This is a genomic window from Monoglobus pectinilyticus (assembly GCF_002874775.1).
Classification (GTDB): domain Bacteria; phylum Bacillota; class Clostridia; order Monoglobales; family Monoglobaceae; genus Monoglobus; species Monoglobus pectinilyticus.
Map to the genome: position 1 here is coordinate 131,862 of NZ_CP020991.1, position 23,109 is coordinate 154,970.

The window sequence follows — 23,109 nt, forward strand, 5'->3', positions numbered from 1 at the left end:
TTCATGGATAAAATAAATTTAAAAGATTTGACATTAGAAGAACTTCAAGATTATATAATTAATCTTGGAGAACCGAAATTCAGAGCACTGCAAATATATAAATGGATATACAGCGGTGTGCGGAATTTTGAAGAAATGACTAATATTTCTAAAACGTTAAGAGATAAGCTGAAATCTAATACTACTATCGGAAATCTTGCAATTAATAAAAAGTTCATATCAACTCTTGACGGAACCAGGAGATATTTGATACAATTATCGGATAATAATTATATTGAATCTGTACTTATGAAATATAAACATGGTTATTCAATTTGTATCTCATCTCAGGTTGGATGTGCAATGGGATGTAAGTTTTGTGCTTCAACTAAAAATGGTAAAATACGCAATCTCTCAGCCGGTGAGATAATTGATCAAATTATCACTGTTGAAAGGGATGTTGGTGAACGCATTTCAAACGTTGTCATGATGGGTGTTGGCGAACCGTTGGACAACTTTGATAATATAGTAAAATTTATAAAAAATGTAAATAATCCAAACGGTTTGAATATTGGGCAAAGACATATAACCATATCTACTTGCGGTATTGTTGAAAGAATTTATGAATTGGCAGATTTGAATTTTCAAATTACTTTAGCTATTTCACTGCATGCAACAAATGATGAAACCAGGAATGATATTATGCCTGTAAATAAAAAATATAATATTTTAAAATTGCTTGAAGCATGTAAATATTACGTGAATAAAACAGGCAGGAGAATCACATTTGAGTATACTCTTATTAATAAAAAGAATGATTATACTCAGAATGCAGAAGAACTCTCAAATTTATTAAAAGGTATTTTATGCCATGTTAATTTAATTCCGGTTAATTCAGTATATGGGACTGGATTTGTACCAGGCAGTGAAAGAAATATAAGAGAATTCCAAAATATTCTCGAAAAGAATGGTATACCGGCAACAGTTCGGCGTGAAATGGGAAGTGACATCTCAGCTGCGTGCGGTCAGTTGCGTTCACAGATATAAACAATAAGGAAGGAGCGTTGACAATGAAATTTGATGTTTATGGCGTTACTGACACTGGATGTGTTCGTCAGCTCAATGAAGATAATTTTTGTATTTGTGGATTTGAGAACAATAATGAACCTGGATATTGTGTCGTTGCTGATGGAATGGGCGGTCATAATGCCGGAGAGGTAGCAAGCCAGCTGGCTATTGACTTTATTACTGAATCCCTCAATGATATACTTCAAAACAGTGAAAATCCTGATGTGCCAAGAAGAATTAATGATGCCTTAAATTCTGCAAACGAGAGTATTTATAAAATGGCAAGAGAAGACAAAAATCGGAACGGTATGGGAACAACCACGGTTATATGTACATTTGCCAATGGTGAGGGATATATAGCCAATGTAGGTGACAGCCGTGCTTATGCTTGCAGAAATGATGAAATTTATCAAATCACTATTGATCATTCTATTGTTGAAGAGATGGTTGCTAATGGTTCAATTACCCGTGAGGAAGCTAGAGTGCATCCACAGAAAAACATTATAACGCGGGCTATAGGAAGTGAGAAAACCACAAAAGCTGATATATTTGAATATGAATATAAACCTGGGGATAGTATTATTATATGCAGTGATGGACTCTCAGGAATGGTTGAGGACGCTACTATTTTGAAGACGGTTCAGGATGGTAAAAGTTCAAAAGAGATTGCCGATAATTTGTGTGAGTTGGCAAAGAAAAATGGCGGGGTTGATAATATAACTGTTATAGCCATTAGAATTATGGAGGAGGAGAGTTCCATATGAATATGATTGGTAAAGAAATAGATGGAAGATATGAAATTCTTGAGGAAATCGGCAAGGGTGGAATGGCACATGTTTATAAATCACGGGATAAGTCACTAAATAGACTTGTTGCAGTAAAGGTTCTTAAAGAGGATTATAAAGATGATAAGGAATTTGTACGTCGGTTTAATGTAGAGGCTCAAGCGGCGGCCAGTCTGTCAAATCCACATATTGTTTCTATATACGATGTTGGATGCGAAAATGGAATGCATTATATTGTTATGGAATATATTGAAGGAGAAACTTTAAAAGAGTATATAGACCGAGTTGGAGTTCTTCCCTGGCGTGAAGCTGCAAATTATTCCATTCAGATTTGTGAAGGTATAGAGGAAGCTCATAATAACTCAGTTATACACAGAGATATAAAGCCGCAAAATATAATAATGGCTTCTGATGGTGTGCTAAAAGTAACAGACTTCGGTATTGCAAGAGCATCTACTCAGGCGACAATGACCATGGCGAACAATAATACAATTGGAACCGCACATTATTTGTCTCCGGAGCAAGCTAGAGGCGGATATACAGATGAGCGGACGGACATTTATTCTATGGGTGTTGTTATGTATGAAATGCTTACAGGACAACTTCCGTTTGATGATAACAGTCCTGTGGCTATTGCTATAAAGCACCTTCAGGAAACGGCTACACCTATAACAGATATAAATCCTGACGTTCCTAATGCATTGGAACAAATTGTTATGAAAGCCATGTCAAAAGAACAAGACAGCAGGTATTCTTCTATAACAGATATGATTTCAGATATTAAAAAAGTTTTGGCTAATCCAAATGTAAATCTTTTTGCGGCAGGCAGACGAAGTTTACCTGTTGATAATCAGGTAAACGATGCAGCTTCAAATACAATAAAAATGCCTAGAACATTTGTGGATTCTAATCTTGATGAACAAATGATACCTGGATATGATTTAGATGATTATGATGAGCAGGATGAAGAATACGAAGCTATGGAACGTTTAAATGAAAAAAGAGCCAAAAGATTGAAAAAAAAGAAAGAACGTAAAATTGCTTTTATTGCCTTTTTGTCTGCACTTGCCGTTTTAGCAGTTGGATTTGCGGCTGCTTTTGCATTTACCGGTGGTTTTGGTATTTTTGGCGTAGAGAAAGATTCTATTCAAATACCTAATGTAGTTGGTATGACTATTAAAGACGCTCAATCTCAGTATGGCAAAAGCTTTAGTATCATTGAACAAAACAGAACTGAAAGTACAAAACCGGCAGGAACAATATTAGAACAAACTCCGGCTGGAGGAGATACAGTTTCCAAAAGAGACAACATCATTATCAGAGTAGTAGTTAGCCTAGGAAGCAGTTCTGTTACTCTTGATGATTATACTGGAATCAAATATGATAAGGCAAAAGAAGAATTAGAAAAGTTAGGTTTAAAGTGCAGTAAAATAGAAAAAGTTGACCCTGAAATAGAGGCAGGACTAATTATTAGTCAGGAACCTAAGTCCGGCAGTTCGGTTGCAGCAGGAGATATGATTACATTTACTGTTAGCAAGGGACCGGAAAGTACACCGGAACCTTCTCTTGTGCCAAATAAAAATTCTAATAATGACTCGAATAATCACTCAAATAATGAGAACAGTTCGTCATCAAATAATAAACCGAATTCGAATGATTCGTCAAGTAACTCGTCAAATAATGACAAAAATGATGAGAATTCTTCTAATAATAGTGGAAGCAATTCAAGTTCAGGCGGTTCAGGTAACACTACAAATGAGGGCTCTAGCTCAGGCAGCAGTACCGGTTCGGGAACCAGCACAGGCTCAGGCAGCGGAAGCGGAACAGGTTCAGAAACCGGATCAGGAAGCGAGTCGGGTTCTGAGGGCGGCACAGGTTCAGGCGGAGGAAGCGGATCCGGATCTGAAAGTGGTTCAGGAAGCGGTTCAGAGACTGGCTCTGGTGGTTCCGGCAGTGAAAGCGGAATGGGTAGCGGAACAGGTTCTGAAGGCGGAAGCGGCAATGGTTTAGAGGATTAATATATGCCGGAAAAAAATCAATTTGAAATACAGGGTAAAATTTTTAAAGGTATCGGTGGTTTTTATTACGTTAAAGCCGGTAATTTTATTTATGAATGCAGAGCTAGAGGGCGTTTTAGAAAAGATGGAATAACTCCATTGGTTGGTGATGAAGTTAATTGTTTGATTGATAAAACTTCAAATACAGGTATGATTAGTAATATAATGTCTAGAACTAATTCTTTAATACGCCCTCCTGTTGCCAATGTAACACAAATAGCTATAGTCGTTTCAGTCACTAATCCGAAACCTAATTTAAAAACTGTTGATAAACTTATATCATCAGCTATATATGCTAATATAAAGCCATTAATATGTATTAATAAAACCGATTTACAAAATGGCGAAAACCTTTTTGAAATATATTCGAAAATAGGATTTAAAACTCTTTATATAAGCGCTGAAAGTAAAGAAAATATAGATATGCTTATTGAAAAGCTCTCAGGAGAAGTCACGGTATTTGCCGGAAATTCGGGTGTTGGAAAATCAAGTTTACTCAACTGCATATTAAAAGACGCTAATCTTGAGACCGGAACGGTGAGCAGCAAAATAGAACGCGGACGTCATACTACCAGACACAGTGAATTAATACCGCTTGATAACAACGGAGGATATATTATAGACACACCCGGGTTTAGTTCATTCTCTGTAAGCGGTTTTGATGAACATGAGCTTTATAAGCTTTTTCCTGAATTTATAGAGTATTCCGATAATTGCAGATTTGCCGACTGCAGTCATACCGTTGAACAGGGCTGCTCTGTACTTGAAGCGGTAGAAACCGGTGAAATCAGTAAATCCAGACATGAAAGTTATGTCGAACAATATAAGGAAATTCTAGATAGTAAAACTTTTTGATAACGGGGGATAAATAAAATGTCCAAAATAATTATTTCACCTTCAATATTATCTGCTGACCCTGCCAATTTAGAACGTGATGTTAGGCTGGTAGAAGAGGCTGGAGCTGAGTATCTCCATATTGATATTATGGACGGACATTTTGTTCCAAATTTAAGTTATTCGGCAAATGTAATAAGAGCTTTAAGAAAGAAATCAAACTTAATATTTGACGTTCATTTAATGCTTCAAGATGCTGACAAATTCATTGATGAATTTGCAGAAGCCGGTTCTGATATAATTACAGTTCATCAGGAGGCAGTTCCAAACTTAAAAGAAACACTTAAAAATATTCACTCATTTGGAAAAAAGGCAGGAGTAAGTTTAAAACCCGGAACTCCTGTAGATATGATTTTAAATGTTTTGGATTTGACTGATGTGGTTCTGCTTATGACTGTTGAGCCCGGATTTGGAGGGCAAAGTTATCTTCATCAAGTAGATAAAAAAATCTCTGAATTATATAAGATTATCAATAATCAAAATCTAAATATCGGGATAGAGGTTGATGGAGGGATAACTGAGGAAAATGTGAACAGACCTGTAAGAGCAGGTGCAAACATTATTGTTTCAGGCTCAGCAATTTTTAATTCTAACAACATAAAAGATACGATAAATAAAATGCGTAAGAAAGCGGAACAAGGAGTACAAGAACGTGAAATCAATAATTTTTAGCGGCGCTTATATAGAAAACTATGATTATTTGTCTGAAATTAATTTTGATGAATATCTAATAATATGTGCGGATTCCGGATATAAACACGCAGAGAATTTAAAAATAGTACCGGATGTTATTTTGGGCGACAATGATTCATATTTAAAAAAGTATCCTGATAATATTAAAAATCTTGTTTTTCCACCAGAAAAAGATTTTACAGACACCCACGCAGCGATAGATTATGCTATTAATAATAATGCAGAAGAAATTTTAATTATTGGCGGTCTTGGCGGCAGGATAGACCATGAATTTTCTCATTTTTGTCTTATGAATTATGCTTTGGATAAAGGAGTAAAACTAAAGTTGATTAATGACACAAATGAAATATGGATGGAAAATAAACCTTTTAAACTTAAAAAATCTAAAAGAAAATATGTTTCATTCTTTCCTTATGCAGGAGCTGTATTGAATTTTTCAATAAAAGGTTTAAAATATGAGACAACAAATATGCGTTTGGTTCCAAACCGAGTTCAAGCGTCGAGCAATGAGTTTTGTGATTCTGATACTGCAATTGTAACCTTTGACAGCGGACTTGTTATTGTTATGTTATGTGACGACAGATATTAATTTTAAGTGGAGATTTTGCAATGAAATATATATTAAAGACCTTGTCGTATTTTGTATTAATTACCATTGTAGCTGTATACAGTTCATCATGCTCTTTAAGTGATAAATCTGAGAGTATAAGTCCTTCTCCAGCCCCAAGTATTGGAGTGAGTAATAATACGGCTTTCAGCGATATATTTTCTGAGTTTAACGAATTAAAAAATGTATCAGCAGCCCTGTTAAATAGTAAAACTGATTTAGTTTGGTGGCAGAAATTTGATTCAATATATAATAATGTGAATGCAGTATATGAAGAAAATAATGCTATTAATATGAGCGGTAAACTCGGCGGTATGGATAAGTCTTTATCACAAGCGTTGGTAAGTGTTTCGTCATCATATAAAGACGCATTTGATATTATGAACGCAGCAAAAGACAATGATGATTCGGAAATACAGCAATATGCTTATAATGATTTTTCAAATAAAATATCTTCTGCAAATAATCAATGGGAACATGTTTTAGAAACATTGATTGAAACATCTCCGCCTGATAGTAGTCAATAAAACAATTATTTATATATTGTTAATTTAAAATAAAATTATATTTTAGCTATTTGTCGTTAAACCATCTATATAGTTTGTCGTATATAGAGTATATATTATAAAATAAGTTATAATATTAATATAAGACCCCAGCGTGTAAGAAACTACGCATGGGGTCTTATATTAATGAGATTATATTCAACTATGCCTTTACTATCTTTAAAAATTTCTTTTTACCTTTTTTTACTATCATTTCGTTTTCATTTTCGAAATAAGTATTATCAATAATTGTCGAAACGTCAGAAATTTTCTCGTTATTCACTGTCAGTCCATTTTGCTGTATAAGTCTTCTGCCTTCAGCTTTTGATGGTATGAGTCCAACCTGAACCAATAAATCAAGTACATTTATTCCTGCATTGATAATTGAAGCATCAACAGTTTCCGATGGCATATCAGCTGCATTTCCACCTGAAAATATAGCCATAGCCGCATCATTTGCTTTTTTTGCTTCTTCTTCACCATGCACCATTTTTGTAACTTCATATGCTAATAAGCATTTCGCTTTGTTTAGTTCAGCACCTTCACATTTTTCATATTCAGCAATTTCTTCAAGCGGTAGAAATGTAACCAATTTTAGAAGTCTTATTACATCGGCATCATCAACATTTCTCCAATATTGGTAAAACTCATAAGGTGAAACTTTCTCAGGGTCAAGCCAAAGAGCTCCTTTTTCTGTTTTACCCATCTTTTTGCCCTCGCTTGTTGTAAGCAGAGTAAATGTCATACCATAAGCCTGTTTGCCGTCTTTACGCCTGATTAATTCAATACCTCCGAGAATATTAGACCATTGGTCGTCTCCCCCAAACTCCATAATAACGCCGTAATCTTTATGAAGCTTATAAAAATCATAGCTTTGCATCAGCATATAGTTGAATTCTAAGAATGAAAGCCCTTTTTCTAATCTTGTTTTAAAACATTCAAATGTCAGCATTCTGTTAACAGAAAAGTGAACGCCTACGTCGCGTAGAAAGTCAATATAATTCAGTTTCAGCAGCCAATCAGCATTGTTGACCATTATAGCATTCTCACCGTCAAAATTGATGAATTTAGACATCTGTTTTTTAAAGTTGTCTGCATTATGCTGAATAACTTCCTGAGTTATCATAGGGCGCATATCAGCTTTTCCTGTTGGATCGCCGACCATGGTAGTACCTCCGCCCAATAAAACAATAGGTCTGTGTCCTGCGTTCTGCATATGTTTCATTACTATAAGCTGCATAAAATGACCTATATGAAGACTGTCAGCAGTTGGATCAAAGCCAATATAAAATGTTATTTTCTCTTTTCCGAGAAGCTCTCTGATTTCATCTTCATGAGTGGTTTGGGCAATTAAGCCTCTTTCTTTCAGGGTGTCAAAAACATTTTTATTATTCATTGTCCGAATTCTCCTTTTCTCCATCATCTACTGGTACAGTTATTTCAATCCCCAGTTCTTCCAATTGTTTTTTATCAACATAACTAGGCGATTTCAGCATTAATTCTGATGCAGTTTGAACTTTTGGGAAAGCAATTACGTCACGTATTGAATCGCAGCCTGCCATAATCATAACAAGTCTGTCAAGACCATAGGCTAGTCCGCCATGCGGTGGAGTACCATATTTAAATGCCTCCATTAAATGACCAAAACGCTCCCAAGCTTCATCATGCGTGAAACCAAGTGCTTTGAACATTCTTTCTTGTAAATCAGAATTAAATATTCTTAAGCTTCCGCCGCCGATTTCGCTTCCGTTTAAAATAATATCGTATGCTTTTGCTCTAACGTTTTGAGGTTCAGTTTCTAGTTTTTCGATATCCTCATCTACCGGATGTGTAAATGGGTGGTGTTTAGCAACGTATCTGTCTTCCTCCTCAGAATACTCAAAGAGAGGGAAGTCAGTAACCCAAAGAAAATTAAATTTAGAATTATCAATAAGGTCGAATTGACGTGCCACTTCAAGACGCAGATTACCAAGAGCATCATATACCACATCGTTTTTATCAGCAATTATAAGTATTGCGTCGCCGGGAACAGCGTCAGTTTTAGAAAGTATTGAATTAATCTCATCATCTGATAAAAACTTGGTTATTTGTGAACGCAAAGAATCATCTTCAACAACAATCCAAGACATTCCTTTAGCCTTATATGTCTTAACATATTCAGAGAGTGCATCAAGCTTCTTCCTGGATAACTTGTTCCCAAGACCTTTTACATTTATACAGCGAACGCTTCCGCCATTTTCAACGGCGCCGGAGAACACTTTAAAACCGCAGTTTTTTACTTCATCAGAAATATCTATAAACTCCAAACCAAATCTTGTATCTGGTTTATCTGAACCAAATCTATTCATTGCCTCATTATATGGCATTCTTATAAAAGGAGTTTCTATGTCAATTCCCATAGCTTCTTTAAAAACTTTTTTTAAAAAGCCTTCATTTATGTTTATTATCGTGTCAATATCTACAAATGATAGTTCCATGTCAAGCTGTGTAAATTCGGGTTGACGGTCTGCTCTTAAATCCTCATCTCTAAAACATCTGACAACTTGAAAATACCTGTCATATCCGGCAAGCATAAGCATTTGTTTATATTGCTGCGGAGACTGCGGCAAAGCGTAAAATTTTCCTTGCTGAACCCTGCTGGGGACCAAATAATCTCGAGCGCCTTCAGGAGTACTTTTGGTGAGCATAGGAGTTTCAATCTCTAAAAAACCGTTTGCATCAAAATAATCACGAGCAATTTTAGTAACTTTGTGACGCAGCATCATATTTTTTTGCATATCAGGACGCCTTAAATCAAGGTATCTATATTTTAATCTTAGTGCGTCATTAGTGTCAATGTTTTCCTCGATATAGAAAGGAGGTGTTTCGGATGAGTTAAGAACCCTTAGCTCAGTAACAAAAACTTCAATTTCACCGGTAGGCATATTTTTATTGACATTTTCAGGCGTTCTCCTGAGAACCTTACCTTTAACAGCAATAACATATTCTCCTTTTAAATGCTCGGATTTTTCAAATACATCTTTGTCAGTTGAATCGTTAAAAGCTAATTGTACTATACCGGTTCTGTCACGCAGCGTAACAAAATTTACGCCTCCAAGTTTTCTGTTTTTTGCTACCCACCCCATAAGTACGACTTCTTTGTTTTCATCTGAGGCATTAAGCTCACCGCACATATTTGTGCGTTTCATATCAGACAATGTTTCAAATTCCATTTATCTTTCTCCTTAAAATAAATTATAAACAAGATAATATCATTTTTTTATTATATTATAAATCGAATCACAGGATAATTCTACAACAGTTTCTTCGCCTGTTCCCATGTTTTTCAATGAAGCCTTATTGTTTAAAACTTCATCATCTCCGATAACAATACTATAACATGCTCCTAGTTTATTTGCATATTTCATTTGTGCTTTAACGCTCCTGTCACATAAATCGCGTTCAGCCCAAAGACCTTTATTTCTTAAATCATATACTAACTTTTGTGCGGTTAAGCTGGCATTATCGCCAATTGAAGCTACAAATATATTCGGACCCAAACTTTCTCCAAGTTCGATTCCTTGGCTTTTTAAAATTAAAATCAGTCGCTCAATACCCATAGCAAATCCTATACCAGGAGTTGGCTTGCCGCCTAATTCTTCAACAAGTCCATTATATCTGCCGCCGCCGCATACTGTAGACTGAGCTCCGAGAGCGTCAGATGTTATTTCAAACACTGTTTTTGTGTAATAATCAAGCCCTCTGACAATATTTGGATCAATAGCATATTTTATATTAAGTTTATCTAAATATGATGTCAGCTGATTAAAATGAGAATCACAATCCTCACATAAATAATCAATCATACGCGGAGCATCAGCACAAACTTCTTGGCATACCGGTGATTTGCAGTCGATAATCCGCATTGGATTTTTCTCAAGTCTATCTTTACAAGTATCACATAATTTATCAATATGGCTGCTGAAATATTTTTTTAGTTCTTCATTATACTTTGGCTTGCATTTTTCACACCCAATACTGTTTAAATTAAGTGATAAGTCTTTTACACCAAGAGTTTTAAAAAAGTCAAAAGCAAGAGTTATTATTTCAGCGTCTGTGGCGCTTGAATCGCTTCCAAAACATTCAAGACCGAACTGGTGAAACTCCCGGAGTCTGCCGGATTGAGGCTTCTCATATCTATAGCAAGAAATTAAATAATATAACTTTGTGGGTTGAGGATTCGCATAAAGCGAATTTTCAATGTAACTTCTAACCAATGAAGCGGTTCCCTCTGGACGCAAAGTAATGCTACGCCCGCCCTTATCGTTGAATGTATACATTTCTTTTTGAACCACGTCTGTCGTGTCCCCAACTCCTCGGCTAAAAAGAGAAGTATCCTCGAAAACAGGAGTACGAATTTCTTTATAGCCGTATTTAGCACAAATTTCATGAGCCGTATTTTCAATCAGTCTCCAAATTTTTGAATCGTTTGGCAGTATATCTTCGGTGCCTCTTGGCTTTTTTATCATTTTTGCCTCTCCTTTACAAAATTTGTTAATGTCCCAATACCATCAATTTCAACCTCCACTGTATCTCCTATATTCATAGAACCAATACCGGAGGGAGTACCCGTTGTAATGATGTCTCCGGGATAAAGAGTCATGATTTGCGATATTGCAGAAACTAAATAATCAGTTTTAAATATAAAATTTGATGTATTGGATTCCTGCATTACTTTTCCGTTAAGGCGCAAACGAATATCAGCGTTATCAGGATCTAATTCTGTCTCTATAAATGGTCCTATTGGAGCAAATGTGTCAAATCCTTTAGCTCTTGTCCACTGTGAATCAAGCCTTTGCAAATCACGAGCGGTAATATCATTTAAACAAGTATAGCCGAGAATATATTTTTTAGCTTCAGATTCGCTTACGTATGATGCGGTTTCTCCAATAACTATTGCTAACTCAGCCTCATAATCAACTTGTTCTGACATATCAGGATATATAATATTATCCATATTACCAATAACAGAAGAGGATGGCTTTAAAAACAGAGCAGGAAATTTAGGAATATTCAGCCCCATTTCATTTGCATGATTCGCATAATTTAATCCTACTGCAACTATTTTTGAGGGTTCGCACGGCGGAAGAATTTTAACTTCATTTCTATTAACATTTGTACTTGTATATGAAAAGAAATCAAAAATATCTCCTTCAATTAATTCAAACATATTTGAAGAACTATCATACTTTGCGTAATAAATCTCATCATTATATAATATTCTGGCAAATTTCATTATTTCATCTCCGTTTATTTTTCTGATATAGAATAATTTGAAAGGATTTCATCAAATAAAGCTATCAAATCATTTCGTCCGGTACGCTTTTCGGCAGAAAATGGAATTAATATTGAATTATTATCCATTTGTAAATCATTATAAATCTCGGTTAAATTTTTGTCAATTTGTGATTTCTTTAATTTATCAATTTTTGTTGCAACAACAATTGTATTAAAATTATAATGTCTTATCCAATCCGCCATTGTAATATCATCTTTTGACGGTGCATGTCTAGCATCGACTAACTGAATAACTTGAACTAAATTATATCTTTTTGATAGATAAGTATCAATCATGGCTGACCATTTTTCTTGCTCAGCTTTTGAAACTTTAGCATATCCATAGCCGGGTAAATCCACAATCCTGTATCTGTCTTTTTGAATTTGATAGAAATTTATTGTGGCGGTTTTTCCTGGAGTACTGCTTGTTCTTGCAAGTTTATTTCTATTTGTCAGGCAATTTATTAAAGAGGATTTTCCAACATTCGAACGGCCAACAAGAGCTATTTCAGGAACTAATGTATCAGGATATTGTTCAAATGAAACTGCGGTTTTAAGTAAATCTACTTCAACAAAATCCATTCGTATCACCTCATCAAATTTATATATTACAGTTTTGCAATCGTTACATTGCTTATATCATTTTTTATATATAGTTCATTGTCAAGGGGCAATAAGTTATTCCCACTTTTTTTTACAGGCAATGACGGTTTGAATGGTTTAGTTAATGCATTTTCCAAAACATCAACCATATTTTTAGCAAAGATAAACTCAATATTATTTTTAACTATATCAGGAAGCTCTTCATAATCTGCTTTATTTTCAAACGGTATAATAACTTTTTTTATACCTATTCTTAAAGCTGCCAATGTTTTTTCTTTTAAGCCTCCGATTGGAAGAACTTTTCCTCTTAGTGTTATCTCTCCTGTCATTGCAACGTCATGTTTTACAGGTTTGCCGGTTAAAGCAGAAATCATAGCTGTTGCCATGGTAATTCCGGCAGATGGTCCATCCTTTGGTATTGCTCCTTCAGGAATATGAATGTGCAAATCATAATTTTTATAAAAATCAGACTTAATTCCAAATTTATAACTGTTTGAACGTATAAAGCTATATCCGGCCTTTGCAGATTCTTTCATTACATCGCCAAGATTACCGGTAAGCTCAAGTTTTCCTGTACCGTCCATAATATTAACCTCGACGGATAATGTTTCTCCTCCAACTTCTGTCCATGCTAACCCATTAACTATTCCTACAGAATCTTTCTTTTCGATTGAGCTGTCGTTATAGATTTTTTTGCCTAAAAATTCATTTAAGTTTTTCCTTGTAACGCTTATATAAAAATCATTATCTTCCGCAACTTTAACAGCAACTTTTCTGCAAACCTTAGAAATTGCTCTTTCTAAATTTCTAACGCCGGATTCACGTGTATACCCGTTAATTATTTCTTTAATACCACTGTCGGTAATATTTAAATTATGGCTAGTAAGTCCATTATTTTTACGTTGTTTTTGAATTAAATATTTTTTTGCGATATTGAGTTTTTCATCTTCTGTATATCCAGAAACTTCAATTATGTCCATTCTGTCCAAAAGAGGACGAGGAATATTTTCAAGACTGTTCGCAGAAGCTATGAACATAACGTTGGATAAATCGAAAGGAAGCTCAATATAATTATCTCTAAAGCTTTTATTTTGTTCTGGGTCTAAAACCTCAAGCATAGCTGAAGTTGGGTCACCGCTGATATCTTTCGTCATTTTATCTATTTCATCCAATAGTATAACAGGGTTATTTACATTGGCGCGCTTTATAGCATCAATTATTCTTCCGGGCATTGCACCGACATATGTTTTTCTATGACCTCGAATTTCAGACTCATTATGTACGCCGCCTAAACTTAGCCTAATATATTTCCTGCCTATGGATTTTGCCAAAGAGCTGACTATTGAAGTTTTTCCGGTTCCGGGAGGACCAACTAAGCATAAAATATTTCCGTTTACCTTATTTGTAAGTTTGCTTACTGCAATGTACTCTAAAACTCTTTCTTTAACCTTATCCAAACCATAATGGTCTCTGTCCAGCTGCGTTTTTGCTGCTTTTATGTCAAGAGTTTCATCGCCGGTTATATCCCATGGCAGAGCTATTATGGTTTCTATATATCCTTGAATAACAGCATATTCCTGTGAATGCGGGGGAGTTTTAGTAAGCCTTGAGAATTCATCATTCAGCTTGTCCATGACTTCTTTTGGTAAATTTCTGTCTTTGATGCTCTCACGATATTTTTTTATATCAGAGTCGTTTTCTTCGCCTTCGCCTAATTCTTCCTGAATTACTTTAAGTTTTTCTCTGAGTACATAATCACGCTGATTATTATCAAGATTTTCCTGAACCTGATCCATTACACTTTTCTCTATATCAAGTAGATCAATTTCTTCAGACATTATTGTTATAAGCTGTTCCATTCTTTCAAGAACGTTCACTTTATCCAGAACCGTTTGTTTAAGAGCAGGTTTTATAGGAATATTTGATATAATGACATCAGTCATTTCACCAGGATCGTCAATTGCGAGCAGAGCGCTTATGGCCTCAGGAGATGCCTTATCATACAGTTCAAGATAGTCCTCTGTCAAACGCTGAATTTTTCGAATTAAGATTTGAGTATATGTATCATCATCAGAATTAATATCGTCAAGCTTAGTAACATTAACTTGTATATACTTTCCTAAATCTTCAAAATCATTTATGCTTGCTCTTGATTTTCCCTCAACAAGTATTCTTATAGAACCATCAGGAAGACGAAGAATTTGACGTATTTCGCATATAGTTCCAATTTCAGCTAAGTCTGATTTAACCGGAGACTCAACTAAAAAATCATTTTGATAACACAAAAATATCAATTTATTTTTCTGCATTGCCGCTTCTACAGCGTCAATCGACCTTGGTCTGCCAACATCAAAATGAAGTGCCATGCCCGGAAAGACAATAAGTCCTCTAAGCGGAACGAGGGGCAGTGTATATTTATTATCTATCATATTTATTATACCTTAACTTTCTATATGAATTTAATGCCGTGTAAAAATACTCGGCAGAAGTTAATTATACTATTAATATATATAAATATCAAGTATTTCCGCAAAATTCTACTGTATAAATTCTTATAAAAACATAAGAAGTTTTTGTGCAACGAATAAACAAATAAACGAAAATTTACAGATTATAGTATAATAGTCAAATTTGCGTTTTAAATCAATATAAATTACTTTTATTTGCATATCAATTGAAATATAAAATATATTGTGATATAATAGATAAAATATTGGGGGAAGTGATATTATGAGTTTACTCATATATAAAGCGTTGTGTTATTTTTTTATATATGGATTTTTAGGCTGGTGCTGTGAAGTCATATATGCCGCAATAATTGACGGAAAGTTCGTTAACCGCGGATTTCTAAACGGACCCATATGTCCTATATATGGGTTTGGGGTTTTATTTGTTTTAACTTTATTGGAACCGATTAGAGAAAATTTTTTATTTTTATTTATAGGGTCGGTTATATTAACATCAGTGCTTGAATTTATAACAGGATTTTTGCTTGAAAAAGTATTTAAAATGAAATGGTGGGATTACTCAAACGAACGTTTTAATATTCACGGTTACATATGTTTAAAGTTTTCAATTATTTGGGGATTGGCATGCTTAATAGTAGTCGATATAATACATCCATTTTTTATGAAGGCTGTGGAAATAAATCCAATAAATATTGGTATTATCACAATTGGTATATTAAGTGTTTTATTTATATCTGACATTATCTCAACAATTATTGGAATTAACAGAACAAACAGATATTTAAAATTATTGTCAAAATCAGGCAGTCAGCTTAGAAAGATTTCTGAATCTATAGGTGAAAATATTTCTGACAAAACAATTCAATTTACTCAAAAAAGTGAAAATATAAAAAATGATGTAAAAGAAAAACGTCAAAAAGCCATAAATGATATGGAAAAGCATAGAGCGGCTATTCAGAGAAAACAAGAGGATATATTAAAGAATATGCCTATGACTGCAAAACGTATACGTTCCGCATTTCCCGACTTAAAATTATTTGAGTATTGGGATAATAAGAATAAAGAAAATAAAAAATAATTTATAATATAAAATAAAATTTGGAGGAAGTAACATAAGTATGATTAAAAGATTAGTTTCTGTAGTATCCATCATTTTAATTTCCGTATTGTTATTTTGCTCATGCAATCAGATTGCATCAGTTAAAAATGATGATAAAATAAGTGTAGTCGCCACAATTTTTCCGGCCTATGATTTTGTTCGTGAGGTCTCTCGCGGTACAGACGACATAGATTTAAAACTTTTGCTTAAGCCCGGTTCGGAAGCGCATTCATATGAACCAACCCCGCAGGATATAATTGCTATACAAAATTGTGATGTCTTTATTTATGTTGGCGGAGAATCCGATGAATGGGTAAAAAATATTTTGTCATCGATTGACACTAATTCAATAAATATAGTTTCTATGATGGATTGTGTTGAGCTTGTTAAGGAAGAAACAGTTGAGGGAATGGAAGAAGAGAAGAATGCAAAAGAAACATATGAGCCGGAATATGATGAACATGTTTGGACATCTCCTAGAAACGCGATAAAAATTGTTGATAAAATCAATTCTTCAATGGCAGAATCAAGACCTGTTAATAAAGAAATTTATAATAATAACACTATAAGTTATAATGAAAAGCTAGAACAGCTTGATAAAGATTTTCATGAAATTGTGAAGTCAGGCAAACGAAATACAATCGTCTTCGGCGACAGATTTCCATTTAGATACTTTGCTGATGAATATGGATTAGAATATTATGCAGCTTTTCCGGGGTGTTCGGAAGAAACGGAAGCTAGTGCAAAAACAGTTTCATTTTTAATAGATAAAATTAAAACAGAAAATATTCCTGTAGTATTATATCCTGAATTGTCAAATCAAAAGGTTGCAAAAACAATATGCGAGTCTACAGGGGCTGTTCCGCTCCAGTTCAATTCATGCCATAATTTAACAAATGATGAATTTGAAAACGGCGCAACATACTTGAGTCTTATGAAAGAAAATATAAACACGCTGCAGCGTGCATTAAACTGAATATGGAGATATTATGAGTGATTTTAGCAGAAAAAATGTTATAGTTATTGGCGGAGGGCCTGCCGGAATGATTGCGGCAGGCACAGCGGCAGAACGAGGAAACAATGTTAAATTAATTGAGCAGAATAAGATTTTGGGTAAAAAGCTATTAATAACCGGCAAGGGCAGATGTAATTTAACCAACGCTTGCGACGATGTTGAAACACTGATACAAAATGTGCCTACTAACGGGAATTTTTTATACAGTGCATTTTATACATTTTCCAATATGGAGGTTATCGAATTTTTTAATAAGCTTGGCGTTGAAACTAAAGTTGAGCGCGGAAATAGAGTCTTTCCGGTTAGCGATAAAAGTTCCGACATTGTAGAAGCGCTTAGAAATTATATTATAAAAAACAACGTTGAAATAATTAATGACAGAGTGGATTCTATACTTACGGTTAATAATGATTCTGATGAGAAAAGCATGGTTTCCGGTGTTATATGCAGTAACAGAGGGAAGATATTCGCAGACAGGGTAATTATTGCTACGGGGGGTATGTCATATCAAAAGACAGGCTCAACAGGCGATGGATATTTTTGGGCTGAAGAGCTTGGACATACTATAACGGATATTCGGCCTTCTTTAGTTCCTGTTATAGTAAAAGAAGATTGGATTCAAGATGTTTTAGGACTTACTTTAAAAAATATATCAATTAAAGTAAAGAACTCAAAAAACAAAACTATATATACTGATTTTGGTGAAATGATGTTTGCACATTTTGGATTAACAGGTCCTGTAATCCTTAGTGCAAGCGCGCATATGAAAAATATTAAATCTGAACATTATATGATAGAACTTGATTTAAAACCCGGACTGAGTGAAAATCAGCTTGATGAAAGGATTTTACGTGATTTTAGTGAAAATTTAAATAAAGATTTTAAGAATAGTTTAAATAAGCTAATGCCTAAAAAATTAATAGATCCAATTATTGAGATGTCTGAAATTGATCCGTTAAAAAAGGTTAATTCAATAACTAAATCCGAAAGAACTGCGTTAGTAAAACTGCTAAAGTGTATTAAATTCAGCGTAGTTGATTTTTGTCCTATAGAGCAGGCTATAGTAACGTCTGGAGGAATAAATGTTAAAGAAATAAATCCATCAACTATGGAATCTAAAATCGTTGACGGATTATTCTTTGCCGGAGAAATAATTGACGTTGACGCTTATACCGGCGGATTTAATTTACAAATAGCGTTTTCGAGCGGCTTTCTTGCGGGAACGTCGTGCTGAACTGCGCTGAAATGATGACTTAAAGTTTCTGTATAGAGTTGCGGAAATTACACAGAATATTATTGATAAAGCATATGTAATAACAGCAGTAATTATAAATCTTGATATAGTATCTGTAACTTTAATTCCATTTAAAATTTCATAAGTCGAAGTGATTATCAAACAATGCACAAGATATATGTTGTAAGAGGCTCCGGAAATGCTGATAAAGAATCCTTTTCCACGGCTTTCCAGGGATTCAGTAAGACCATACGCGTATTGGTAAAAACCAAATGTTGAGAACAGACAGAATAATATCACTATTGTAGGTGAGAAAGGATTGTTTATAACACCGCCATACTCCATATATGAAGTTACGCAGTGAAGTATTGCAAAAACAAGCCAGCCTGCATAGACCAAAAGTCTTGATTTGCTTAAGAAACGTAAGAACTCATTATAATACATTCCGGCGTACATTCCAAGTATCCAAAACACCAAGTATGACGGAAATATCTTATGCGTATATTCAGTCGAAGATATCAGCATTCTGAATCCTATTGAACATACGACAGCTATAAAGATTATTATTGTATTGAAAAGCTTAGATTTATGCTTGCTGAGTAAAATCCAAAGCGGCATAAGCAGATAGAACTGCATTATTAAGACAACAAAATAAAATTGAGCAGATAAATCTCCGTTCAAAATATATTTTATCAATGAAACCGGATTAAATTCATAAATATGGAAAGCATAAACAAAGATGATATAATATATGACGACCATAATTATATACGGCAGATATATTTTTCTGATTCTATCTAATAGAAACGGCGCGTATGTAAATTTTCTTTCGCTGAATTTATAAAATAATTTTAACGCACTTGTAAAAATAAAAGCAGGTACAGCAAAAGTAGTGAGTTTCGTAACTGTGAAAAACACTATAGATAAAACGCTCCATTTCGGAAATACATTTATGCCCTCTGAAAGCAAATGTATTAATATAACAAACATACAGAGGAAGAATTCAAAAACTGAAACTTCCGTAATTTTTCTTTTCATATAACATCCCTCTACATAATAGTATTTATATTTTACACTATTTTCATATTTAAGTCAATGCTTAATAAAACTACATAAATTTTATAAAAAGATTATAAAAAGTTTATGTAGTTTTATTGTATATTATAGTTGAATAGTTGTGCAAGGTCTGGTATAATCAAACTTGCCGATATACAACATATTGTAGAATATGGAAATTTTATTTAGGAGGAACTGCTATGACAAACTTAGGTTGGCAAGGTTTTAAAGATGGTGTTTGGAAAGATACAATAAATGTTGAAGATTTTATTAGAAATAATTATACTGAATATAAAGGCGACGAAAGTTTTTTGTGTGACAGAAGCGAAAAAACTGATGCTGTATATAAAATAACCAGAGAACTTATTCTCGAAGAAATAAAAAAGGGAATAATAGATGTTGAAACAGAAAAAGTTTCAGGTATTGATAATTTTGACCCTGGTTATATTGATAAAGATAATGAAGTAATCGTGGGTCTTCAAACGGACAAGCCGTTAAAAAGAATAGTAAATCCATATGGTGGAATGAGAATGGTTGAACAATCATTAAATGAGTATGGATATAAACTTAATAAAGACATTGAGAACCATTTCAAAGAATATAGAAAGACACATAATGACGGCGTATTTGACGCCTATACCTCAAAAATGAGGGCTGCCAGATCAGTTGGATTAATGACTGGTTTGCCTGACGCATATGGAAGAGGAAGAATTATTGGTGACTATAGAAGAATCGCTCTTTATGGAGTGGATAGACTGATTGAAGAGAAAAAGAAAGATTTTGAACTAAAGGAATCTCTTCCTGCGTCAGATGATGTTATCAGAATCAGGGAAGAAATACGTATGCAGATTAAAGCTCTTAATCAGATAAAAAGTATGGCTGAAAAATATGGATTTGATATTTCTAATCCTGCAAAAGACGCTAGAGAGGCGATACAATTTACGTATTTTGGATATTTGGCCGGTGTTAAAGAAAATAATGGAGCTGCAATGTCATTTGGCAGAAATTCTGCATTTTTTGATATTTATATCTCACGAGATATAGAAAATGGAGTTTTGACAGAGGAAGAGGCTCAGGAGTTGATTGACCAGCTTGTCATAAAACTTAGATTGGTTCGTCATTTAAGAACACCCGAATATAACGAACTGTTTTCGGGCGATCCAACATGGGTAACAGAATCAATAGGCGGAATGGGTGCAGACGGAAGAACAATGGTCACAAAGACGTCTTATAGAATGCTCCATACTCTGACAAATCTTGACCCGGCACCGGAACCTAATATGACAGTTTTATGGAGTAATAGTTTGCCTGAGGCATTTAAAAACTACTGTGCAAAAATGAGCATTGAGACAGACGCTATACAATATGAAAACGATGACCTTATGCGCCCTCTCTATGGAGATGACTATGGTATAGCTTGCTGTGTATCATCTATGGAACTGGGCAAAAGAATGCAGTTTTTTGGTGCACGCGTTAATCTTGCTAAAACTTTACTAATGTCAATGAATGACGGTGTTGATGCGCTTAAGGGCTTGAAGGTTTTGAAATGCACTGAACCAATGACAGATGATGAATATTTAGATTACGAAAAGGTTAAAGCGTCTTATTTTAAATGCTTGGAAGAAGTTGCCGAACTCTACGTTAATACTATGAACACTATACACTATATGCATGATAAATACGCATATGAAGCTGGACAAATGGCGCTTCATGATACAGATGTAAAACGTTTCATGGCGTTTGGAGTTGCCGGATTGTCAGTTGTTGCGGATTCATTATCTGCAATAAAATTTGCAAAGGTAAAGCCTATACGTGATGAAAACGGTTTAGCTTATGACTTTGAAACCATAGGTGATTTTCCGAAGTATGGAAATGATGACGATAAAGTAGACAGCATTGCTGTTGAGGTTTTAGAAAAATTCTTTAATGAATTAAAGAAACACCCAACTTACAGAAATGCAGAACATACGCTTTCTGTATTAACAATAACCTCAAACGTTGTGTATGGTAAAAAGACCGGAACAACACCTGATGGACGTAAAAAAGGTGAACCTTTGGCTCCTGGTGCTAATCCAATGCATGGAAGAGACGTAAACGGCGCTTTGGCTTCACTAAATTCAGTAGCTAAGCTAAAATTTGCTGACTGTTGTCAAGATGGAATTTCTAATACCTTTTCAATTATTCCTGATGCTCTTGGAAAGAGTGAAGAAGCAAAGGTTACAAACTTAGTTGGGCTTTTAGACGGCTATTTTAAACAGGGAGGATTCCATCTCAACGTTAATGTATTAAATAGAGAAACATTGGAAGACGCTATGGAACACCCGGATAAATATCCAACACTTACAATAAGGGTATCAGGATATGCTGTAAACTTCAACAGACTTACACGTGAACAGCAGCTTGAGGTAATATCCAGAACATTCCATGAGTCTATGTAACGTGTAAAGTGTATTTGTTTACACGTTGATATAAGAGAAGATAATATTGATATTATAGCAAACGCCATCTGTAAAGAATATAGCTTTACGGATGGCGTTAAAGCATTTATTTGTTGCTAAAAACAATATGTTAAATTTACGCAGGTGATATATTATGGAAAATGAAAATATAATAAAAAGTAATACTGATATAATCGGTAATATACATTCTTTTGAAAGTATGGGAAGTGTTGACGGTCCCGGAATACGTTCTGTTGTTTTTTTTCAGGGATGCAGTTTAAGATGCGCTTTTTGCCATAATCCTGATACTTGGGGAACCGAACCTAATAAAGTTATTACTACCGCTGATTTAATAAAAAAAATCCTGCGGTTTAAACCTTATTATGATTCATCCGGCGGCGGTGTAACATTTTCTGGAGGCGAACCGCTTCTTCAGCCTGAATTCTTGCTTGACATATTAAAAAAATGCAAACAAAACAATATCCATACTGCGTTGGACACATCCGGAGTAGGTCATAAAGGGGACAAAAAGTTCAGACCTGATTATAAAGAAATACTCAAATATACTGACCTGGTTTTGCTGGACGTTAAGCATACTCGTTCTGAAATGTATAAAGAGATTACTTGTGTAGATATGAGTTTTTTTATGGAATTTCTTGACACGCTCAATTCTTCAGATACGGATGTTTGGATAAGAGCTGTAATTATCCCCGGAATAAATGACAATATGGATTATATAAAAGAGTTAGAAAAATTTTCTAAAAATATTAATAATGTTAAGAAATTTGAACTTTTGCCGTATCATACTCTTGGAGTAAATAAATATAAAGAACTTGGTATTAAATATAGATTGGAAAAACTTCCTCCCATGGATAAGAAAAAAACAAAAGAGTGGGAAGGATTATTAAATAATTCATTAGTATAAAGTGTGATTTTTTTATATTTTCCACTTGACAATAAAGGTCTTGTTGTATATAATTAAACGGTTGATTATTTAATTTGCCCTCTTAGTTAAGTGGATATAACAAGCCCCTCCTAAGAATATGTTATAACGACCGCCTTTCGGGCAAAGGCGATTGACATTGAGTAAGTTTAAGACTAAAATTGAATAGATTTTAAAGATGTTTCCGTAGCTCAGCTGGATAGAGCGACCGCCTCCTAAGCGGTAGGTCGGGTGTTCGAATCACCTCGGGAACGCCAAAAACTCCGCCGGAAAACCCAGTAAAATCAAGGGTTTCCGGCGTTTTTTCAT

The 23,109-nt window shown here is 34.4% G+C and carries 19 protein-coding genes and 1 tRNA gene; 13 read left to right on the forward strand and 7 right to left on the reverse strand.

What is annotated here, in order from left to right; translation table 11 throughout:
• Positions 1 to 3: 3 nt before the first annotated feature.
• The 7 genes from rlmN to B9O19_RS00635 are packed head-to-tail and all read left to right on the forward strand — an operon-like array spanning position 4 to position 6,610.
• Positions 4 to 1,026, forward strand: coding sequence for a 23S rRNA (adenine(2503)-C(2))-methyltransferase RlmN (gene rlmN / locus B9O19_RS00605; protein WP_102364656.1), 1,023 nt, complete (start codon positions 4 to 6; stop codon positions 1,024 to 1,026).
• Between the two features lie 23 nt (positions 1,027 to 1,049).
• Complete coding sequence (locus B9O19_RS00610) at positions 1,050 to 1,811, forward strand: Stp1/IreP family PP2C-type Ser/Thr phosphatase (protein WP_102364657.1); 762 nt, start codon at positions 1,050 to 1,052, stop codon at positions 1,809 to 1,811.
• On the forward strand, positions 1,808 to 3,850 hold the full coding sequence (gene pknB / locus B9O19_RS00615) for a Stk1 family PASTA domain-containing Ser/Thr kinase (RefSeq protein ID WP_102364658.1): 2,043 nt from the start codon (positions 1,808 to 1,810) through the stop codon (positions 3,848 to 3,850). The genes B9O19_RS00610 and pknB overlap by 4 nt, the downstream gene beginning before the upstream one ends.
• A 3-nt stretch (positions 3,851 to 3,853) precedes the next feature.
• Complete coding sequence (rsgA, locus tag B9O19_RS00620) at positions 3,854 to 4,744, forward strand: ribosome small subunit-dependent GTPase A (protein WP_102364659.1); 891 nt, start codon at positions 3,854 to 3,856, stop codon at positions 4,742 to 4,744.
• A gap of 18 nt (positions 4,745 to 4,762) precedes the next feature.
• Entirely contained in the window at positions 4,763 to 5,455 is a 693-nt protein-coding gene (gene rpe, locus B9O19_RS00625; RefSeq protein ID WP_102364660.1) for a ribulose-phosphate 3-epimerase, read from the forward strand.
• Complete coding sequence (locus B9O19_RS00630) at positions 5,436 to 6,065, forward strand: thiamine diphosphokinase (protein WP_158648870.1); 630 nt, start codon at positions 5,436 to 5,438, stop codon at positions 6,063 to 6,065. The genes rpe and B9O19_RS00630 overlap by 20 nt, the downstream gene beginning before the upstream one ends.
• Positions 6,066 to 6,085: 20 nt before the next feature.
• Positions 6,086 to 6,610 (forward strand): hypothetical protein, encoded by a 525-nt coding sequence (locus tag B9O19_RS00635; protein ID WP_102364662.1) that lies wholly within the window; start codon positions 6,086 to 6,088, stop codon positions 6,608 to 6,610.
• A gap of 181 nt (positions 6,611 to 6,791) precedes the next feature.
• Here the strand turns inward: B9O19_RS00635 and tyrS are convergent, their stop codons facing one another.
• From tyrS to lon, 6 genes are read right to left on the reverse strand one after another with little or no spacing between them, the layout of a single operon-like run.
• A complete protein-coding gene (tyrS, locus tag B9O19_RS00640) occupies positions 6,792 to 8,024 on the reverse strand; it encodes a tyrosine--tRNA ligase (protein ID WP_102364663.1) in 1,233 nt (410 codons plus the stop codon).
• Positions 8,017 to 9,840, reverse strand: coding sequence for an aspartate--tRNA ligase (aspS, locus tag B9O19_RS00645; RefSeq protein WP_102364664.1), 1,824 nt, complete (start codon positions 9,838 to 9,840; stop codon positions 8,017 to 8,019). The genes tyrS and aspS overlap by 8 nt, the downstream gene beginning before the upstream one ends.
• Positions 9,841 to 9,879: 39 nt before the next feature.
• Complete coding sequence (hisS, locus tag B9O19_RS00650; RefSeq protein ID WP_102364665.1) at positions 9,880 to 11,136, reverse strand: histidine--tRNA ligase; 1,257 nt, start codon at positions 11,134 to 11,136, stop codon at positions 9,880 to 9,882.
• The gene (locus B9O19_RS00655) at positions 11,133 to 11,903 is read right to left on the reverse strand and encodes a fumarylacetoacetate hydrolase family protein (RefSeq protein ID WP_102364666.1); all 771 of its coding nucleotides are present in this window, start codon (positions 11,901 to 11,903) and stop codon (positions 11,133 to 11,135) included. Before B9O19_RS00655 ends, hisS begins: the two co-directional genes overlap by 4 nt.
• Positions 11,904 to 11,917: 14 nt before the next feature.
• Positions 11,918 to 12,526, reverse strand: a complete 609-nt coding sequence (gene yihA, locus B9O19_RS00660) for a ribosome biogenesis GTP-binding protein YihA/YsxC (RefSeq protein ID WP_102364667.1) — start codon at positions 12,524 to 12,526, stop codon at positions 11,918 to 11,920.
• A 26-nt stretch (positions 12,527 to 12,552) separates the two neighbouring features.
• Complete coding sequence (gene lon / locus B9O19_RS00665; RefSeq protein WP_102364668.1) at positions 12,553 to 14,976, reverse strand: endopeptidase La; 2,424 nt, start codon at positions 14,974 to 14,976, stop codon at positions 12,553 to 12,555.
• Between the two features lie 301 nt (positions 14,977 to 15,277).
• Between lon and B9O19_RS00670 the strand changes: the two genes are divergently transcribed.
• Genes B9O19_RS00670 through B9O19_RS00680 form a run of 3 tightly spaced genes read left to right on the forward strand, consistent with a single transcriptional unit; the run spans position 15,278 to position 18,363 of the window.
• Entirely contained in the window at positions 15,278 to 16,093 is an 816-nt protein-coding gene (locus B9O19_RS00670) for a putative ABC transporter permease (RefSeq protein WP_102364669.1), read from the forward strand.
• A gap of 40 nt (positions 16,094 to 16,133) precedes the next feature.
• Positions 16,134 to 17,090, forward strand: a complete 957-nt coding sequence (locus B9O19_RS00675; RefSeq protein ID WP_102364670.1) for a metal ABC transporter substrate-binding protein — start codon at positions 16,134 to 16,136, stop codon at positions 17,088 to 17,090.
• Positions 17,091 to 17,103: 13 nt separating this feature from the next.
• Complete coding sequence (locus B9O19_RS00680; RefSeq protein WP_102364671.1) at positions 17,104 to 18,363, forward strand: BaiN/RdsA family NAD(P)/FAD-dependent oxidoreductase; 1,260 nt, start codon at positions 17,104 to 17,106, stop codon at positions 18,361 to 18,363.
• Here B9O19_RS00680 and B9O19_RS00685 read toward each other — a convergent pair.
• A complete protein-coding gene (locus B9O19_RS00685; protein WP_102364672.1) occupies positions 18,316 to 19,401 on the reverse strand; it encodes an acyltransferase in 1,086 nt (361 codons plus the stop codon). The genes B9O19_RS00680 and B9O19_RS00685 overlap by 48 nt on opposite strands.
• Before the next feature lie 218 nt (positions 19,402 to 19,619).
• On the opposite strand from B9O19_RS00685, the gene pflB reads away from it, so the two are divergent.
• The 3 genes from pflB to B9O19_RS00700 all read left to right on the forward strand — a co-directional run bounded on the left by pflB (position 19,620) and on the right by B9O19_RS00700 (position 23,057).
• Positions 19,620 to 21,857: a formate C-acetyltransferase gene (pflB, locus tag B9O19_RS00690; RefSeq protein ID WP_102364673.1), complete on the forward strand. Its 2,238-nt coding sequence runs from the start codon at positions 19,620 to 19,622 to the stop codon at positions 21,855 to 21,857.
• A gap of 154 nt (positions 21,858 to 22,011) precedes the next feature.
• Entirely contained in the window at positions 22,012 to 22,782 is a 771-nt protein-coding gene (pflA, locus tag B9O19_RS00695) for a pyruvate formate-lyase-activating protein (protein ID WP_102364674.1), read from the forward strand.
• 198 nt (positions 22,783 to 22,980) lie between these two features.
• Positions 22,981 to 23,057, forward strand: a tRNA-Arg gene (locus B9O19_RS00700).
• The last annotated feature ends 52 nt before the right edge of the window (positions 23,058 to 23,109 follow it).

What these genes read in the sequence shown, in the direction of transcription:
- B9O19_RS00680 (WP_102364671.1), top strand. Translation starts at nt 17,104, where the DNA reads ATGAGTGATTTTAGCAGAAAAAATGTTATAGTTATTGGCGGAGGGCCT.
- B9O19_RS00655 (WP_102364666.1), bottom strand. Translation starts at nt 11,903, where the DNA reads ATGAAATTTGCCAGAATATTATATAATGATGAGATTTATTACGCAAAG.
- rsgA (WP_102364659.1), top strand. Translation starts at nt 3,854, where the DNA reads ATGCCGGAAAAAAATCAATTTGAAATACAGGGTAAAATTTTTAAAGGT.
- B9O19_RS00610 (WP_102364657.1), top strand. Translation starts at nt 1,050, where the DNA reads ATGAAATTTGATGTTTATGGCGTTACTGACACTGGATGTGTTCGTCAG.
- tyrS (WP_102364663.1), bottom strand. Translation starts at nt 8,024, where the DNA reads ATGAATAATAAAAATGTTTTTGACACCCTGAAAGAAAGAGGCTTAATT.
- B9O19_RS00675 (WP_102364670.1), top strand. Translation starts at nt 16,134, where the DNA reads ATGATTAAAAGATTAGTTTCTGTAGTATCCATCATTTTAATTTCCGTA.
- lon (WP_102364668.1), bottom strand. Translation starts at nt 14,976, where the DNA reads ATGATAGATAATAAATATACACTGCCCCTCGTTCCGCTTAGAGGACTT.
- B9O19_RS00670 (WP_102364669.1), top strand. Translation starts at nt 15,278, where the DNA reads ATGAGTTTACTCATATATAAAGCGTTGTGTTATTTTTTTATATATGGA.
- hisS (WP_102364665.1), bottom strand. Translation starts at nt 11,136, where the DNA reads ATGATAAAAAAGCCAAGAGGCACCGAAGATATACTGCCAAACGATTCA.
- rpe (WP_102364660.1), top strand. Translation starts at nt 4,763, where the DNA reads ATGTCCAAAATAATTATTTCACCTTCAATATTATCTGCTGACCCTGCC.
- yihA (WP_102364667.1), bottom strand. Translation starts at nt 12,526, where the DNA reads ATGGATTTTGTTGAAGTAGATTTACTTAAAACCGCAGTTTCATTTGAA.
- B9O19_RS00685 (WP_102364672.1), bottom strand. Translation starts at nt 19,401, where the DNA reads ATGAAAAGAAAAATTACGGAAGTTTCAGTTTTTGAATTCTTCCTCTGT.
- rlmN (WP_102364656.1), top strand. Translation starts at nt 4, where the DNA reads ATGGATAAAATAAATTTAAAAGATTTGACATTAGAAGAACTTCAAGAT.
- pflA (WP_102364674.1), top strand. Translation starts at nt 22,012, where the DNA reads ATGGAAAATGAAAATATAATAAAAAGTAATACTGATATAATCGGTAAT.
- aspS (WP_102364664.1), bottom strand. Translation starts at nt 9,840, where the DNA reads ATGGAATTTGAAACATTGTCTGATATGAAACGCACAAATATGTGCGGT.
- pflB (WP_102364673.1), top strand. Translation starts at nt 19,620, where the DNA reads ATGACAAACTTAGGTTGGCAAGGTTTTAAAGATGGTGTTTGGAAAGAT.
- B9O19_RS00635 (WP_102364662.1), top strand. Translation starts at nt 6,086, where the DNA reads ATGAAATATATATTAAAGACCTTGTCGTATTTTGTATTAATTACCATT.
- pknB (WP_102364658.1), top strand. Translation starts at nt 1,808, where the DNA reads ATGAATATGATTGGTAAAGAAATAGATGGAAGATATGAAATTCTTGAG.